The organism is Streptomyces yaizuensis, from assembly GCF_034961445.1.
GTDB classification, from domain to species: Bacteria; Actinomycetota; Actinomycetes; order Streptomycetales; family Streptomycetaceae; genus Streptomyces; species Streptomyces yaizuensis.
This window is the reverse complement of the sequence record NZ_BSBI01000013.1, coordinates 144,691-159,917: the sequence shown is the minus strand read 5'-3', so window position 1 is coordinate 159,917 and position 15,227 is coordinate 144,691. Positions and strand designations below refer to the sequence as shown.

Annotated in this window: 16 protein-coding genes; 6 read left to right on the top strand and 10 right to left on the bottom strand. The window is 72.9% G+C overall.

All coding sequences use genetic code 11. The features are described from left to right. Positions 1-25: 25 nt before the first annotated feature. From SYYSPA8_RS28105 to SYYSPA8_RS28075, 7 genes are all read right to left on the bottom strand, one after another. Positions 26-460 carry a hypothetical protein gene (locus SYYSPA8_RS28105; protein WP_323450161.1) on the bottom strand — a complete coding sequence of 145 codons (435 nt, stop codon included), beginning with the start codon at positions 458-460 and terminating at the stop codon, positions 26-28. Then, positions 453-1,586, bottom strand: coding sequence for a ParB N-terminal domain-containing protein (locus SYYSPA8_RS28100; protein ID WP_323450160.1), 1,134 nt, complete (start codon positions 1,584-1,586; stop codon positions 453-455). Before SYYSPA8_RS28100 ends, SYYSPA8_RS28105 begins: the two co-directional genes overlap by 8 nt. Continuing rightward, entirely contained in the window at positions 1,586-2,920 is a 1,335-nt protein-coding gene (locus SYYSPA8_RS28095) for a DUF3440 domain-containing protein (protein WP_323450159.1), read from the bottom strand. The genes SYYSPA8_RS28100 and SYYSPA8_RS28095 overlap by 1 nt, the downstream gene beginning before the upstream one ends. A gap of 107 nt (positions 2,921-3,027) precedes the next feature. Further along, the gene (locus SYYSPA8_RS28090) at positions 3,028-4,323 is read right to left on the bottom strand and encodes a DEAD/DEAH box helicase (protein WP_323450158.1); all 1,296 of its coding nucleotides are present in this window, start codon (positions 4,321-4,323) and stop codon (positions 3,028-3,030) included. Beyond that, on the bottom strand, positions 4,320-6,029 hold the full coding sequence (locus tag SYYSPA8_RS28085; RefSeq protein ID WP_323450157.1) for a hypothetical protein: 1,710 nt from the start codon (positions 6,027-6,029) through the stop codon (positions 4,320-4,322). The genes SYYSPA8_RS28090 and SYYSPA8_RS28085 overlap by 4 nt, the downstream gene beginning before the upstream one ends. After that, positions 6,029-6,205 (bottom strand): hypothetical protein, encoded by a 177-nt coding sequence (locus SYYSPA8_RS28080; protein ID WP_323450156.1) that lies wholly within the window; start codon positions 6,203-6,205, stop codon positions 6,029-6,031. The genes SYYSPA8_RS28085 and SYYSPA8_RS28080 overlap by 1 nt, the downstream gene beginning before the upstream one ends. Positions 6,206-6,844: 639 nt before the next feature. Next, complete coding sequence (locus SYYSPA8_RS28075; RefSeq protein ID WP_323450155.1) at positions 6,845-7,369, bottom strand: hypothetical protein; 525 nt, start codon at positions 7,367-7,369, stop codon at positions 6,845-6,847. A gap of 132 nt (positions 7,370-7,501) precedes the next feature. Between SYYSPA8_RS28075 and casA the strand changes: the two genes are divergently transcribed. Genes casA through cas6e form a run of 5 tightly spaced genes read left to right on the top strand, consistent with a single transcriptional unit; the run spans position 7,502 to position 12,132 of the window. Beyond that, positions 7,502-8,956, top strand: coding sequence for a type I-E CRISPR-associated protein Cse1/CasA (gene casA, locus SYYSPA8_RS28070; RefSeq protein ID WP_323450154.1), 1,455 nt, complete (start codon positions 7,502-7,504; stop codon positions 8,954-8,956). Continuing rightward, entirely contained in the window at positions 8,953-9,531 is a 579-nt protein-coding gene (gene casB, locus SYYSPA8_RS28065; RefSeq protein ID WP_323450153.1) for a type I-E CRISPR-associated protein Cse2/CasB, read from the top strand. The genes casA and casB overlap by 4 nt, the downstream gene beginning before the upstream one ends. 32 nt (positions 9,532-9,563) lie before the next feature. After that, entirely contained in the window at positions 9,564-10,730 is a 1,167-nt protein-coding gene (gene cas7e, locus SYYSPA8_RS28060) for a type I-E CRISPR-associated protein Cas7/Cse4/CasC (RefSeq protein WP_323450152.1), read from the top strand. Continuing rightward, positions 10,727-11,440, top strand: coding sequence for a type I-E CRISPR-associated protein Cas5/CasD (gene cas5e / locus SYYSPA8_RS28055; RefSeq protein WP_323450151.1), 714 nt, complete (start codon positions 10,727-10,729; stop codon positions 11,438-11,440). The genes cas7e and cas5e overlap by 4 nt, the downstream gene beginning before the upstream one ends. Next, complete coding sequence (gene cas6e, locus SYYSPA8_RS28050) at positions 11,437-12,132, top strand: type I-E CRISPR-associated protein Cas6/Cse3/CasE (RefSeq protein WP_323450150.1); 696 nt, start codon at positions 11,437-11,439, stop codon at positions 12,130-12,132. The genes cas5e and cas6e overlap by 4 nt, the downstream gene beginning before the upstream one ends. A 72-nt stretch (positions 12,133-12,204) precedes the next feature. On the opposite strand, the gene SYYSPA8_RS28045 is transcribed toward cas6e, so the two are convergent. Together SYYSPA8_RS28045 and SYYSPA8_RS28040 are read right to left on the bottom strand one after the other, a co-directional pair. After that, positions 12,205-13,239, bottom strand: a complete 1,035-nt coding sequence (locus SYYSPA8_RS28045; RefSeq protein ID WP_323450149.1) for a 3'-5' exonuclease — start codon at positions 13,237-13,239, stop codon at positions 12,205-12,207. 397 nt (positions 13,240-13,636) lie between these two features. Then, positions 13,637-13,801: a hypothetical protein gene (locus SYYSPA8_RS28040; protein WP_323450148.1), complete on the bottom strand. Its 165-nt coding sequence runs from the start codon at positions 13,799-13,801 to the stop codon at positions 13,637-13,639. A gap of 478 nt (positions 13,802-14,279) precedes the next feature. Between SYYSPA8_RS28040 and SYYSPA8_RS28035 the strand changes: the two genes are divergently transcribed. Beyond that, positions 14,280-14,762: a hypothetical protein gene (locus SYYSPA8_RS28035; RefSeq protein WP_323450147.1), complete on the top strand. Its 483-nt coding sequence runs from the start codon at positions 14,280-14,282 to the stop codon at positions 14,760-14,762. A gap of 49 nt (positions 14,763-14,811) precedes the next feature. Here SYYSPA8_RS28035 and SYYSPA8_RS28030 read toward each other — a convergent pair whose 3' ends face one another. After that, positions 14,812-15,096 carry a hypothetical protein gene (locus tag SYYSPA8_RS28030; protein WP_323450146.1) on the bottom strand — a complete coding sequence of 95 codons (285 nt, stop codon included), beginning with the start codon at positions 15,094-15,096 and terminating at the stop codon, positions 14,812-14,814. Positions 15,097-15,227 lie beyond the last annotated feature (131 nt).

The following is a 15,227-nucleotide window of genomic DNA, read 5'->3' as shown; positions in this document are numbered from 1 at the left end:
AGGAAGATTGCCTCATACCCTGCACTCACGCCAAAGAGTGACCATCCGATGTGCAGGAACAAGCTGGACTCCCGATCCGGGCGCCCGAACACGAATGGCCGATGTCGTCGTTGGGCCGGTCGATGGTCTCGGGTTCGCGTCCGCCGAGGGGAATTCCGGGGAAGTGCACGGTCCGAGCGTTTATCTGGGGTCCGTCCCGGGGCGTGGTGCCGAGGGTGACGGCTTCGACGGCTTCGGCCAGGTCGATGCCGTGGGCGGCGGCGCGGTCGCGGGCCCGGTGGACGAGGTCGTGCGGGAGTCGTGCCGAGATCTGCTGGCGGACCGGGCGTCGGTGGTCGGGGATGGCGCCGCGGGCGATCTGTTCGAGGGCTGCCCGGAGTGCGCGGGTGCGGTTTCCGGAGGCGTCGATGAGGGCGAGTGCGCGCGTGTCGAGGCGGAGGGTGAGCGGGTTCTCAGGCATCGCGGTCTCCTTCGCTGTAGCCGCGGCCGGCGTAGGCGGAGGCCAGGGGCCTGTCGTCCTTCAGCCGCAGGAGCTGTTCGGCGCCGATCCCGATGTTCTCCAGTACCCAGGTGTCGGGCTTGCTGCGGGTGATGGTGCGGACCAGGTCCCGGGTGAGGAGGATGCTGTGGGTGCCGCGGAAGCGGTTGTGGCGGACGGTGGAGCTCATCATGTGGGGCATGTCGCCTTCCAGGGCGACGACGGGCAGCAGATCGTTCTCCCGCTCGCGGATGCGGGGGGTGTCGCGGACGGTGAGGTAGCGGTGGTAGCCGTCGACGATCTCGTAGACGTCCTCGTCGGGGAGGTAGTGGGCGACGACGGGCTGGGTGAGTCCGTCCTGCCACACCGAGGTCCGCAGGAGCCGGCGCCTGCTCGGGGTCATCTGGTTGGGGTTGTAGTTGTTGGCGCGGATCATGCTCATGGGGACGGCCTGGACCCGGTAGACGGGGCTGTCCGAGGGGGCGCCCGCGCGGGGTGTGTGGAGCGGGAGGACCTGCTGGACGGGGGCGCCGGGGCCCGGTTCCTCCTGCCAGTGGGGGGTGTCGGCGGGGGGTTCGATGTCCACGGCCCCGGTGCCGAAGAAGTACCGGGCGGCTCCGGTCAGCTGGAGGAGTCGGCGGAATTCGTCGGGCTCCATGCCCAGCTGCTTCATGGTCCACTTCGGCGTCATGCCGGAGTCGATGAGCAGGGCGACCAGGCGTGACATCAGCTCTTCGTCGTGTTTGCCGCGCGCCTGGTTGTGCCGGACGGTGGACGCCTTGAGCTGGTCGTCGTCCTTGCCGCGCAGGACGACGACGGGGAGCGTGTCCTTCTCCCGCTCGCGGATACGGCCGGACTCCCGCACGGTGCGCCAGCGGTGGTAGCCGTCGACGATCTCGTAGGTGCCGGTGGCCTCGTCGTGGACGGTGACGACGGGCTGGGTGATGCCGTCCACCCACATGCTGTTCTCCAGCCCCGTCAGCTCCGGAGGTGCGACCCGGTTCGGGTTGTAGTTGTTCGCCTGGACCTGGTCCAGCGGGACCGGCCGCACGTCATAGACGGGACTGCGGAACGGCTGCGTCTGCTTCTTCGCGCGGGTGGCCGCCATTACAGGGTCTCCTTCAGCTTCTCCAGGGCCTGCACCCTCTGGGTGTGCCGGATTTTGCTCTGGCCGAAGCCCATGCCCTTGAGCTGCCAGTCATTTCGGAGGAAGCAGATGGCCATGCGCCGCCAGTCCGGGATCTCCGCGGCCGGGCCGCGGCCGGAGAGGTCGTCGGGGTAGCGGGAGAAGCGCACGATCTCCATGGGCGTCTTCCGCTTCCGGTTGTCCTTGGGCGCTCCCAGGAACTCGACCTCGGCATCGTCTGGAGGGTTCTCCCGGAGGTTGGCCGCGGTGCCTTCGGTCAGGGCGCCGCCGGTGACGGTCCAGTACCGCATGGTGGTGCGGATCTTCGGGAGCATCTCCGCCCGGCGTTCCTCGGGGAGAGTCTTCCAGAGGAAGACCGCGTAGGACTTCCAGGTGTGGCCCTCGGGCAGTTTGACGTTCTTGGCGCCCATGGCGCCGGTGCCGCCGTAGATCGCGGTGAAGTTGGCGCCGTTGACCCGGCCGACGAGGCGGCCCCAGGTGTCCGGCTCGATCTCCCGGTAGAGCTTGAGGTTTTCCTGTCCCTCGCCGCGGAAGGGGCTGGCCACCCGCATGTCGTGGAGGGGGACGCCGACGAGGTGGAAGTAGTCGTACAGCTCGTTGTAGGACCACTGGTGGTCACCGTTCGCGGTCCAGACGTCCTCGACGTCCCAGTCGTGGATCGGGTAGGCGTTGTAGACGCCGTCGCTGAGCTTGGTGGTCCACCGGTAGGACTGCCACATCGCGTGCTTGTCCTCGCGGTGGATCGCCCCCTGCCGGTGAAGGGACTCCTGGGTGCGGATCCCGACGAGGACGGCGGTGCGCTCGGCGCCGGCGCGGCGGTGCAGCCACCGGGAGACCTGCTCCTGGAAGGTGTAGTCCCACACGCCGTCGAACGTAGGGAAGCCCTCGGGCACGTTCCCGGTGTGGATGACGCCGGGGGCGTCGGGCAGGGGGCGGACCCAGATGTCCTGAAGCTCGGGGTCCCACGGCTTCCAGTGGCTCTGGTACATCGACACCTCGCTGATCACGGCCATGGGGAGGCAGATCCAGACGGGGTCGATGAGGTCGAGGTTCGAGGTCATGACCTCGGTGACGTAGTCGGTGGTGGCCTGGTACTGGGCCTCGTAGTCGAAGTGGACCACGGTGAGCTTCTTCGTGATGCCGTGCTCGCGCATGTAGGCGAGGGTCGTGTTGAGCATCACGCCGGAGTCCTTGCCGCCGGAGAAGGCGAGCACCCGGTTGTCGAAGTCCCGGTGGATGACGTCGAGTCGCCGCCGGGTCGCCTCCCAGACGTCGATGTGCCTGGTCTTCTTCATCAGGGGCTTCGTCCCTTCCGAGTGCTGCTGTGCGGGAGCCGGGTGCGGGGTGCCGGCCCGGACCGGGCCCCGCACCCCGCACCGTATCCCATGTCGGGATACGCATGTCACAGAATCCCGGAAGGGTCGATCTCCCGGCGCATCAGCTGCGCGAGCCAGCTCTTGTTGCGCAGATTGCGGGCGACGAGGGTGTCGATGCCCAGGTCAGAGGTGTGCGTCGTGTACACGAGCGGATGCTGCTGGCCCAGGCGCCGGATGCGGCTGCGGGCCTGCTCGACCTGCCCGAAGTCGAAGGGCAGCGAGGCGAAGTGCGCCGAGGCGACGTGCTGGAGGTTCAGGCCGAAGCTCCCGGTGCCGTAGGTGACCAGGAGCGGCAGGCGCTCGGCGCGGAAGCGGGCGAAGATCTCCTCGCGCGCGCGGGCGGGCGTGGAGCCGGACATGACGAGATGGTCCCCGGTGAGGGCGGCGGCGATGGTGTCCTGTTCGGCGCGGTACTGGCAGAAGACGATCGTGTGCTGGCCGTCGACGCGTTCGGCGACGGAGGCGCACTTGTCCGGGCAGCAGGCAGCGATGCGCTTGAGGTTCCCCAGCAGGCGGTACAGCGCGATCTCCTCGCCGTACCGCTCCCAGGCCGCGAAGAACTCATCCCGCTCCGCCTCGTACCTCTCCCGGGTCCCGGCGCCTGCATCGTGGGAGATGTCGAGCTCGGCCTCGGGCAGGCCGATGTCCAGGCGCGCCTCGAAGATGTAGCGCTCCATCAGGCTGCGCAGGTGCTTCACATTCGGCTCGTACACCTCGAACCAGGCGCGGCGGCCCCGGGCGGGGTCGGAACGTTCGACGAGGGTGAAGTACCGGTAGCCGAAGGCCCGGTCGCTCGTACCCAGGATCCTGGGGTGGAGCCAGTCCATCTGCCGCTTGACGTCCCACAGGTCACGGGTGAGGGGCGTGCCGTTGAGCGCGAGGGCGTACGCGGCGTGGCGGCGCAGTTCGACCATCCGCTGGTGGCGTTTCGACCAGCCGTTCTTGATGAAGCCCGACTCGTCGGCGACGATCAGCAGCTTGCGGGTCTTCGCCCAGGCGAGGGTTTCGAGGTAGGCGCGGTCGGCCTGGGAGAGGGTCTGGTAGCCCAGGTAGCGCACGGGCACGTCGCAGCCCCACCGTTCGACCTCGTCCTGGACGGTGGAGAGCACGGAGCACGGTGCGACCCACAGCACCGCGTCGACCCGTCTGGCGCGGGCCCGGTGGTTCGCCAGCTCGACCGCGACCCTCGACTTGCCCATGCCCTGCTCCATGAAGACCGCGCCCGCCTTCAGCCGGGCGAAGCGGCGCAGCGCGCCGGTCTGCTCGATCGTCAGCCCCGGCAGCTCCGGCCGCCCCGCCGCGCCGTCTTCTTCCGTCGTCACCGGTCCGTGTTCCTTCCCTCATCGTCTGTGCCGTGTGCCGTCGTGCCGGGCCGGTGGTCGGCGCGGGCGGTGGGTGCGCTGCTGTCCGCGGTGGCCCGGCCGGTGTCGTCGCCCGGTGCCGCGGCGGCGGGAGCGGGGTGTCCGTCGCCGGGGTCCGGGCCGTCGTGGAGGTCCCATTCCTCGGGGATGCCGAGGTCGTCGAGGAGTTCGTCGTCGATCTCGGCCACGACGGGATCGAGCGGTTCGGGGACGCGCCGGTGGGTGCCGGGGGCGGGCTCGGTCAGCGCCCAGTCGGCGGTGGCCTCCACGAACTGTGTGGCAGACAGGGTGCGTGTGCCGCCCTGGGGGAGGTGGAGCCTGAACTCCCAGTGGCCTGGGAAGTGCCAGGCGACCGTGCCATCCTCGCGGGTGCGGCACATCGTCATCCGATGGAAGACGACCGCCCTCGGATCGCCCGTCTCCCAGCCGAAGCGGCACATGCTCACGTCCTTCACCCGCCGGACCCGGGAGGGGTCGAAGACCACCCGGTGCCACCGCTCCTGCGGTACGGCCAGGGATTCCCCCGGCCGGTGAAGGGGGCGGGCGCGGTCCCCGGCGAGCTCCGCGGCCGGCACCACGGTCCTGCCGACGCCGCCGCGCAGCCACACCTGCGGCATGTCGGGCGGGACCAGGAGCGTCACGAACCCGGGCCGGTGCCGCACCACCAGCTCCCCGCGATGGTGCAGATGCAGCCCCTCCCACCGGGACCTGCGCAGCGTCACCCGCACCCACCCCGGCCGGCGCTCCCCGAAAGCGGTGAACGCCTCGCCGTCGACGTCCCCTGCCGGAACGTCGATCTCGTTCCATGCCCCTTCCCGCCAGGGAGCGGGAAGCAGGTAGTGCCGGGGGCCCGGCCCGTCGCGCCTGCCGGTGGTGCGGTCGGCGTGCATCTCCTGCGCCGGCACCCGCAGCGTCCGCCGCCCGTCGCTCACCGCGAAGCGCCAGCCTCCATGGAACCGCAACTCCACCACCCCGGCCCGCTCCTGCGGGCCGGTGCCCGCTGCGCGCACCGTGGTCAGGGCGGCGGGATGGGTGAAGGTACAGCCCTCCCATCGCGAGCAGCGGAGCGTGACGACAGCGGCGTCACCGTCCCGGCCGGGCCGGACCTCGCCCTCCGGGAGCGTGACGGTGTTGTAGCCGTGGGGGTCGAATCCCGCGGCCTTCTGCTCCCGGGTGCGCGGCACGAACTCGCCCCTCCCGGCGCGTGTCACGAGCACGGGCGGCGGGACGTCGCGGTGGTCGATGAACCAGCCGGCCGTGCTGATCTCACGTACCGCCGCCAGCGCCGTCCGCCCGGCCTCCGCCACGGCCGGAGCTGAGGCGGGTGCGCTGTGCGCACCCGCCCCGCCGCCTTCGGCGCCATGCCCGCTCCTGTCCGGCCCGGCGTGCTGAAGGTCCGCGACGTACTTCTCCAACCGTGTGAGGAGCACCTGGCGGATGGTTGCGGCCCACGCGACCGCCCTGGGCGGGCCCTGGAGCCTGGACAGCCCGTCGCGTTCGGCGGCCTCGGCGGCGGCCCGGCTCTCCTCCTCGCGCTCCTTGTGCCAGCACTCGCGACAGGGGCGCGACTGTTCCCTCGCGGCGCGCCGGTCACGCTCGCGTCCCTTTCCGGGGAGCTGGACCGTTTCCTGGTGACCGCAGGCGCGGTCGATCCGGTAGCGCGCCATCACCGCTCCCTGGGCATCGGCAGACCGAGGATTCCGGAGACGGTGTGGTGGCCGAAGGCGTCCGAGCCGTCGGTGCCGGTGCTCCGGTCCCCCTCCACCGCGATCCGCCGGCGGCTCCGCGGCCACGCCTGCGCCCATTCCGGCCCGCCCCGCGGGGTGACGTGCCCCTGGTCCATCACGTCGGGCGTCGCCGGGGCGGCCCCGGCGGGCCGGGTCCCGGCCGGGGCCGCCGGGGCATGGACACGTGGCCGGCCGGGGCGATCGCCCGCCCGCGCGGGAGTTCCGGCCGCTGGCCGTCCCTGGCCGGGGGGCGGTCGGCGAGGCCCGTCCGCAGCAGGTCGTACCGGGCTCGCGTGGGCCGGACGGGGCGCACGGGGTTCCCTCCGGCGCGGGAGTACCGTCAGATCGAGACCCTCGCCCCCGGTCCGCGGGATCTGCGGGGCGGCCCTGCGGATCGCGCCGTGCGCGCGATCGGCCGGCGTGCCCCCGTCGATGCCGTGCGTCCGCACCATGGCAATCCATACCTTCCTTCGTTCACGGCGCCCGCGGGCCGAGGGGGCATGGCGCTCCCGGCGCCGGGGTTCGGTCAGGCCGCCGGGCTGGTGCGCGGGGCGGTGATGTGCAGTCGGCGGCCGGGATCAGGGCGCCTTCGGCAGGGTCGCGGTGGCGCCCCGGGTGAGGGGGTTCCGCCGGGGCTGAGGGTGCCAGGGGTGTTCGGGTACGGCGGTGCCGTCAGCCGCTTTCGGTGCCGCCGGGAAGGAAAGGGGGCGGCGGTGGTGGCGCCCCTCACGGGGCGGGGATTCAGACGGTGGTGGTCATGCCGTTCCGCCGGCCGGGCGGTCGTACTGTCCGCGGCGGCGCCGGTTGGGCCACCAGGCGTGGATGTCGGCGTAGCGCCAGGCGGCCCGGGTGCCGGGGGCGGTCGCGGAGGAGGGGGCGGCGGGGTCGTTACGCAGGGCCCGGGACAGGGTGTCGTTGCGTACGCGCAGCAGGGCCGCGAGGTCGGCCAGGGGCAGCGGGTCGGTGGTGACCTCACCGGGGTCGGTGGCGGGTCCCCGGGGGTGCCGGCGCGCGTGGACGAGCACGGCGTCGAGGAGGTGCCGGTCGATGGTGTCCGCGTCGTATTCGATCTCCCGTTCCACCCAGGCGCGGCCGTGTTTGCCGACCAGGCGGTGGATCAGCTCGGGAAGGGTCTCGCCGGTGGTCATGGCCTCGGGGCGGTCGGTGGGGCTGCGGACCACCCGATGGTAGCGCCGCCGGGCGACCAGCCGGACGCGAATGCCTGCTTCCGGGGTTATCGGCCAGGGGCGCGGGACGCGCCTGATGAGCCGTTTCGTCATGCGGGTGCTCCTCTCCAGAACCCTCCGATCAAATCGCAACATAGCATGTTGCGATTTGGGGACGGGTCTGTCAGGGTGCTCGGCAGACCAGCCCGCAGCGCGGTGAAGTGCCGCCGAGACCAAGGGGATCCGATGGGATTCGACCTGCTTGAGCGGCCCTGGCTGCCCGTCCTGGACAGCTGTGACGGCCCGGCCCGGCTCTCGCTGCGCGAGGCGTTCGCCCGCGCCCACGAGGTCCGGCTCGCCGGGCGGCCGGAGGAGACCGCCGCGCTCATGAGGCCGCTGCTCGCGGTGTGGGCGTCGGCGGCCCGGCCCGCCGGCACGGACGGCTGGGACGCGGCCTGGCACGCCCCGACCCTGGACACCGGCCGCGTCACCGCCTACCTCGACGCACACGCCGGCCGGTTCGACCTGCTCAGCCCGGTCCAGCCGTTCTGGCAGTCCCCGGCGGTCACCGAACCGACCCGGGACGCCGCGGCCCTGGACTGCGCCTCCTGGGGCTCGGGCGCGTCACAGTTCGCCCCGCACCTCCTCCTCGCCCCGCGGCCGTGGGACCCGGCCGACGCCGCGGTCGGTCTGGTGGTGCTGCAGGCGTGGCACCCGGGCGGGATCCGCACCGGACACCCCGACGACCCGGCCACCCGGGGCGGGAAGGTCTACGGCTCCAAGCCGGGCCCGCTCAGCGTGATGACCCACCTGCGGATCCCGGGCTCCTGCCTGAAGGACGAGCTGCTGCTGAACTGCCCGCCCGGCGCCCGGCTGGCAGGGGACGCGCCGGTGTGGGAGCGGGATCCGGCGCCCGCGCCGATGCGCCAGCGGGAGCCGGCCGGACCGCTGGACTGGTGGACCTGGCCGACCCGGCGCCTGCGGCTCCTGCCCGGCGACGGCGGCCGTATCACCGCGGTCGCGGTCCACGACGGCGACCGGCCGGGCAGCCCCGACGAGGCCGCCGCCCAGTGGGACCCCGCCGCGGCGGTGAACGCCCGCGGAACCCGTCTGGCCATCACGGACGCCGCACGCCACCTTCTCCCCTGGGCACCCGCCGCCCTTCTCGACGACGGAGCCGGTGGCTGCGCGGTCCTCGACCACGCCACGGCCGCCGCCGAGCGCGGGACCCTCCCCGCGGACCTGCCCCTGCGGGCGGAGGTGCTGCGCGCCGGGCACACCACCAGTCACCGCGCCGCCCTGTCCGGTATCGTCCACCTCACCGCCCCCCTCGGACCGGCCCGTACCCTCGCCGACCCGGAGGCCCGCGCCGCCCTGGCGGCCGCCGCCCGCCGGCCGTGGGAACTTCAGCGGGAGATCAATCACGCCGCCGCCGAGGCCCTGAACCTCGCGCCGAAGGCCGTGCAGTCCCGGGCGTCCCTCTCCCTCGCCGCGCATCTCGCCTGGGCGTGGGAGGAGTTCGCCGCCGACCCGGCGGCCGGATCCGACGCGTGGCACCAGGCCCTCCGAGCGGCCGTGCGGCGGACCGCCGGACCCGGAAGCAGCGGCCGGGCGGCACTCGCCGCCGCCCGGATCCACACCGCCGCCCTGGTCGCCCTCACCACCCCCGCCCCCGTACCGCAGGAGGACGTGTCCGCATGACCACCCCCGCCCCCGCCGCCCGCCCGGTCCCGGTCCGTACCGTCACCGACCGGTTCCTCAACCGCCTGCAGAGCCGCCAAGAGCAGGGTTTCGACCGTGGCGTCCGCGCCCGCCTCACCCGCAGCACCCCGCCGTCGGACCCCGGCCTGTGGGTGGCCCTGGAGCTGACCGGCCTCCACCCCGCCACCGGTCCCGGCCCCGACGAGGAGACCTACGCCCGCGCCGCGACCGCGGTATGCGCCGCCGCCCAGCTCTGGGCCCGCACCCAGGTCCCGCACGTCCGCTCCACCGAACAGCGCGACACCCGCCCCGGAACCGCCGCCGCCCGCACCGCTCTCACCCGGCCCACCGCCGAAGCCGACCTCGCCCGAGCGCTGCGGGCCGCCACCCTCGACGCCCTCCTCCCCTGGACCCGGCGCCTGTTCCGCGGTGCGGACGCCCTCGACTACGGGCTCCTCGCCGACGACCTCCACACCTGGCAGACCCCCGGCGGCCCCGACCGCGTCCACCGCGCCTGGGCCGCCGACTACACCCGCGCCAAGGCCCGCGCCCAGCGCCGCACCACCACCGCCTGAACCACCCCACGAGACAAGGAAGAAGCACCCTCATGAGCGTTCACCTCGACCTCCACGCCCTGCAGACTCTGCCGCCCAGCAACATCAACAGGGACGACCTCGGTTCCCCGAAGACCGCCACCTACGGGGGTGTGCGCCGGGCCCGGGTGTCGTCCCAGTCCTGGAAGCGGGCCATGCGCGAGAAGTTCACCACCGCCGGTCTGGTCCCCGCCGAGGACCTCGCGGTGCGCACCCGCCACGGCATCGGCCTCCTCGCCACCTCCCTGTGCACCCTGCGGCCCGGCCTCGGCAAGGAGGCGGCGGCCGAGATCGCCGAGAAGGTTCTCACCCAGGCCACCGGCGCCAGCACGGACACCGCCGCCACCCGCCGCAAGACCACCGTCACCAGCGCCCCGCCCACCAAGGAAATCCTTTTCCTTGGCCACCGGCAGATCGACCGGCTCGCCGCCCTCGCCGCCGAAGGCGCCGACGACATCACCGCCTTCCTCAAGACCCGGACCAACGCCACCGCGCTCACGGAGGCGGTCCGGTCCGCCGACGCGGTCGACATCGCCCTGTTCGGCCGGATGATCGCCGCCGGAGACGACCTGAACGTCGACGCCGCCGTCCAGGTCGCGCACGCTCTCGCCGTCCACCGCACCCCCGTCGAAGCCGACTTCTTCTCCGCCGTCGACGACCTCGCCCACGACACCGGCGCCGGGATGATCGGGCAGCGCGAGTTCACCGCCCCCACCCTCTACCGCTACGCCTCCCTCACCGGCCCCGACCTCGCCACCAACCTCACCGCGTACGCCGGGGCGATGACCGTCCAGACCGTGACGGCGGCGGTCGTCCGGGTCTTCGCCGAGTCCCTGCCCTCCGGCTCGGTCACCTCCTACGCCCACCAGACCCGGCCGACCGTGCTGATCGCCACCGTCACCGGCACCCCCCTCAGCCACGCCGCGGCGTTCGAGACCCCCGTCGAGACCGCCGCCGGCGGCTATCTCCCCGCCGCAGCGGCCCGGCTCGCCGAGCACGCCAGCGCCCTCTCCGCCGCCTACGGCGACCCCGCCGCCGTCTCCTGGATCCTCACCACCGACCCCAGGGCCAGTGAGCCCCTCCACGCCCTCGCCACCCGCACCGCCACGATCGGCGAACTCGCCGACACGGCGGCGGCCGAACTCGCCGCCCGCACCACCACTGCCCGGGCGGCGGCGTGAGCGTCCTCGTCCTCGTCCTCGCCGGGCCCCTCCAGGCGTGGGGCCTCGCCGCCCGCTGGGCCCACCGCCCCACCGAGCCCCAGCCCACCAAGTCCGGTGTCATCGGACTCCTCGGCGCCGCCTGCGGCCTCGACCGCGCCGACACCGCGGGCCTCGCCCGCCTCGCCGCTCTCACCTATGCGGTGCGCACCGACCAGCCCGGGCACCGGCTGCGGGACTTTCACACCACCCACTCCCGCACCGGCAAGGCCATGCCGCTGTCGAATCGCTTCTACCTCGCCGACGCCGTCTTCACCGCCGCCCTCGCCGGCCCCACCCCTGTGATGAACCGCCTCCACCAGGCCCTGCGCAGCCCCGTGCACCCGCTCTTCCTCGGCCGCCGCTCCTGTCCCCCGGCCCGACCCGTCGCCCACAGCCTCCACCACGACACGGACGACCCCGTCACCGTCCTCGAACACCTCGTGTCGTGGCAGGCCGCCGGCTGGTTCCAGCAGTCCCACCCCGGCCACCGGATGACCATCCACCACGACACCCACCCCACCGACCCCGCCGCCCGGCTGGCCAACGACCATCCCCTTGACTTCACCCCCGGCCGCCGCCGTCACGCCCCCCGCGCCACCGCCACCCGCGCCCTCGCCGCACCCCAGCCCGCCGACCGGGACCGTGATGGCGGGCCGGACTTCTTCGACGCCCTGGACGACCTCACATGACCCACTACCTCACCCGCATCCACCTCAACCCCGCCCGCCCCCACCTCACCGCCTCCCCTCAACGCCTCCATGCCGCCGTTGCCGCCGCCTTCCCCCCGTCCCCGCAGGACAGCCAGGACGGCCGGACCCTGTGGCGCCTCGACGAAACCCGCCACCCCTACCGGCAGCAGACCCTCCTCGTCGTCAGCCCGGCCGTCCCGGACCTCACCCACGTCGTCGAACAGGCGGGCTGGCCGCGCACCGCCACCCCCGGCAACCCCGGCTGGGACACCCGCCCCTACACCCCCCTCCTCGACAAGCTCCGCCCCGGGGTACGGCTCCGGTTCCGCCTGACCGCCAACCCCACCAAGGCCATTCGCCGACCCGGCCGCCCCGACCGGCGCGGCGTCCGTACCGCCCTCACCACCCCCGCAGACCAGCTCCAATGGCTCACGGACCGGTCACCCACCCTCGGGTTCACCCTTCCCACCACCGGCGGACACCCCCAGACCGCCGTCACCGCGAGCGACGCGCTCGACTTCCACCGCACCGGCAATCACAGCCGGGGCGACCGGGTCCGCATCCGCGCCGTCACCTTCGACGGCCACCTGCGCGTCACCGACCCCGACGCCCTGCGGCGAACCCTCACGCACGGCATCGGCCACGGCAGGGCATACGGCTGCGGACTCCTCACCCTCGCCCCGCCCAGCTGACAAGCCCGCTCACGAAGCCTCCTCCCCGCCCACGCGGGGGTAAGCCGGCAGGACGGCCAGGGCATCCACGTTTCAGATGCCTGCGGAGTCCGCGGTCGGGGAGAGCAGCGTTGCGGGTGTCCTCACGAGTTCGTGCAGAAGGCGGTACGCGGCCTCGGTGTCCCGGCGGGCCCGGTGGCCGCCATTGAGGCGCAGAGGGGTGGTGGTTCCGAGCCAGGCGGACCGGCGGCGCATCAGACATCCCCACACCGACAGATCGCGCAGGGGCCCGGAGCCGAGTCCGAGAGCGCGGCAGTGCTGCTGGATCATCCGGCAGTCGAAGGGCGCGTTGTAGGCCAGCGGGGTACGGGAGCCGACGGCGCCGAGGACCCGCGGGAGGACCTCGTCCCATTCCGGGGCGGACCTGACCATGCTGTCCGTGATCCCGTGCACACCGCTCGCGCGAGCGGGAATCGGAACCCCCGGACGGACCAGGGTGTCCACAAGGGTCTCCCCTGTGTGCCCGTCGAGGACGGCGATCTCCACGATGCGCGCGTCGGGTCCCAGTCCGGTGGTCTCGGTGTCGACGACGCAACTGGCCCCGGGTCGGGTCATGGCGTGGGCCCAGTGCATCGTCTGGCCGACGGGCCCAAGGAGTACCAGCCGTCCCGCGTCCACCGCGCGAGCGAGCCGGTCCGGCAGCAACTGCCGCACATGCTCGCGCTCCGGCCCCTCCGGCCGGGGTTCCCAGTCCAGGGTCCACTGGTCCGCCCGGGAGCTGTACCGCGCCCACACGCCCACACCGGCCGCCCGGAGCTGCTGGACGGTGTCCCGTACGAGCGTCCCGCGCTCCGCAGCGGAGCCGGCCAGGCCAGCCCATGGCGAGCCCAGGCGGGGATGGGCGGCCCGTGCGGCGTCCCAGCCGAGGGGCATCCGCAGCACACTGTCCAGGGAGCCGGCGTCGTACTGAAGAGGGCCGGCCGCCCGCCGGGCGGCGGGAACCACCAGACCGGCCTCGACCAGATAGCTGAACTCACGCTTCCGCAGGCCCAGATAGGCGGCGGCCTGCTGAGGGCCCAGCAGATCCCCAGCCCGTGGATCCGCGATCGCCGCCTCCATCTTTCCCATAGCGTCAGGATGCCCCAGGGCACGGACGCCGACGCCCACCCGGGCACGGGCAGCCAGCGCACGCCCTTCCGGGAGGAGGGCACAGTTCCAGGAGTCGGAGACGGGCACAGCAGGCGCATCTCCTTGACGGCGTCCGGACCGGCGCCCGGGCTGCCACAAGCGGGCCGAGCCCGCGGACCGCGGCGGCCGAAGTGAGATGGACAAGACTCCACCCGGCCCCGGCCCCCGAGTGGGGGTGTCCGGGTGCCGGTTCCCGCCGTCAGCGAGCCACAGGGTGCGGTCGCTGACGAGAGTGAGGTGAAGACCCTCCCCGAGAAAGGAACCGGGACCCAGCGGGCCGTTGAAGGCGTCGAGGACACGGGTGGGACCGCAGGCGTGCCGGGATTCCGGACCTCGGTCAGGTCACGCGGCCGGTACACGGTTCGTGTTCCGTGACGGCCCGGACTCGCAGGTCGGCGCGCTGCTGCCAGCCGGGAACGGCGGCCTCGACATCGACGGCGCGGTGGCCGGCGAGCTGCTGCGGCGGGAAGCGCGGTACGGCCGTGGGCGCAGACCAGGTCATGTCCGACCGAGGCCACGACGTTCTCACCCTCCTCCGGTCGCACACCTCTCAATCCAGGTCAAAGACCTCGCCGCCGGGTTCACCGCCGCTCTCCCTCATCGGTGAATCCGGGGGAGAGGCCCGCTGCGCGCGCGACATGGCGGACGCCGGTGGCCGGTCCGGATCGCCTGCCTCGAAGGGAGTTTGGGGCGACACTGGCCTGTTCGCTGCTCGGCAGGCGGCTGACCTGGTGTGTTGGGGCGCGGGTCGAACCACCGACGGAGTACCACGCCTGGGTCAGGGTCCCCGGTGGGAGCCGGTAGGGGAGTACACCGGGGACGGTTGGCGCTATCTGCCCGCCCTGGAGATCTGAACGACCAGAAAGTACCCGAACGGGTGAACCACTCTGCGTCACGGTGGCGGGTGACCTGCGGCGGGCGGCCCGGGCTCCCGGAAATCCGGTGCCGCCGCCGTACCCGCTGCGGCTCACATGGTGCCCATGACCACCCCGCAGACCCCGCCCCCTTCCCCGCCGTTGGATGTGCATCAACGGCGCACGCTGTCGATGACTGGCCGTGCCGTTGCCGCTGAACTCCCCGGCCTGGTCGCCCAAGCCGTCCGTCTGGCGTGGCGGACCGACCGGTGCGCCATGCTCGCCGTGGCCGCCGGGCAGGCGGTCGCGGCGGCGGCCACCGCAGTCGCGCTGCTCGCCACCGCCGCCGTCCTCACTCAGCTGCTGGTCGACTGGCCGTGGCGGGTGTCGGCGGATGCGGCCTGGCCCGCCATCAGCGTGATGCTGATGGCCCTCGCCGTGCGCTACACGGCCGCGAGTGCGGCGCGGATGGCGGCGGCGCGGATCGGCCCGCGATGCGTGACCGAGGCGAGCTACGCCGTCGTCGCCGGCGCCAACACGCTGGAGCTCTCCGCCATGGTCTGGCCCGGCGGACCGGCGCGGTACCGGGGGCGCGCAGCCGCCTGTTGACTCCGGCATGATGCCGGGAGGCGGCGCTGCCTGTGCTGTGGACCGTCCTTCAGTGGGCCTCCTCCCATGCCTCGCGCAGCTGGGCTTCCGTCTCGGGGTGCAGTGGGTGCCAGCAGCGGGCCATCTCTCCGGTCACCTCGGGATCCGCCTCGTTGGCAGGGGCGACCAAGAGGTAGATGTCCGGGTCGGCAGGGTCAAGGCCATGGCTCTCGGCCCACGTCAGTACATCGTTGGGAATGTCGACCCCGTACTGGCCGGGATCGACTGCCTGTGTCCCCGGGGACTCACCGCGAACGACGAACCAGATGGCACAGAGTGAAGGTGGTGAGGGCATGGGATCTCCAAGAAGGGCGCGGCCGTATCCGGTCGGAGCGGCGGACAGGAACCCTCTTGGGTATATGAGCCACGCACTATACCGAGCGCATTCCCAGGGCGGCCGGTACCGGAGCTTGTGTCACTGTGGCC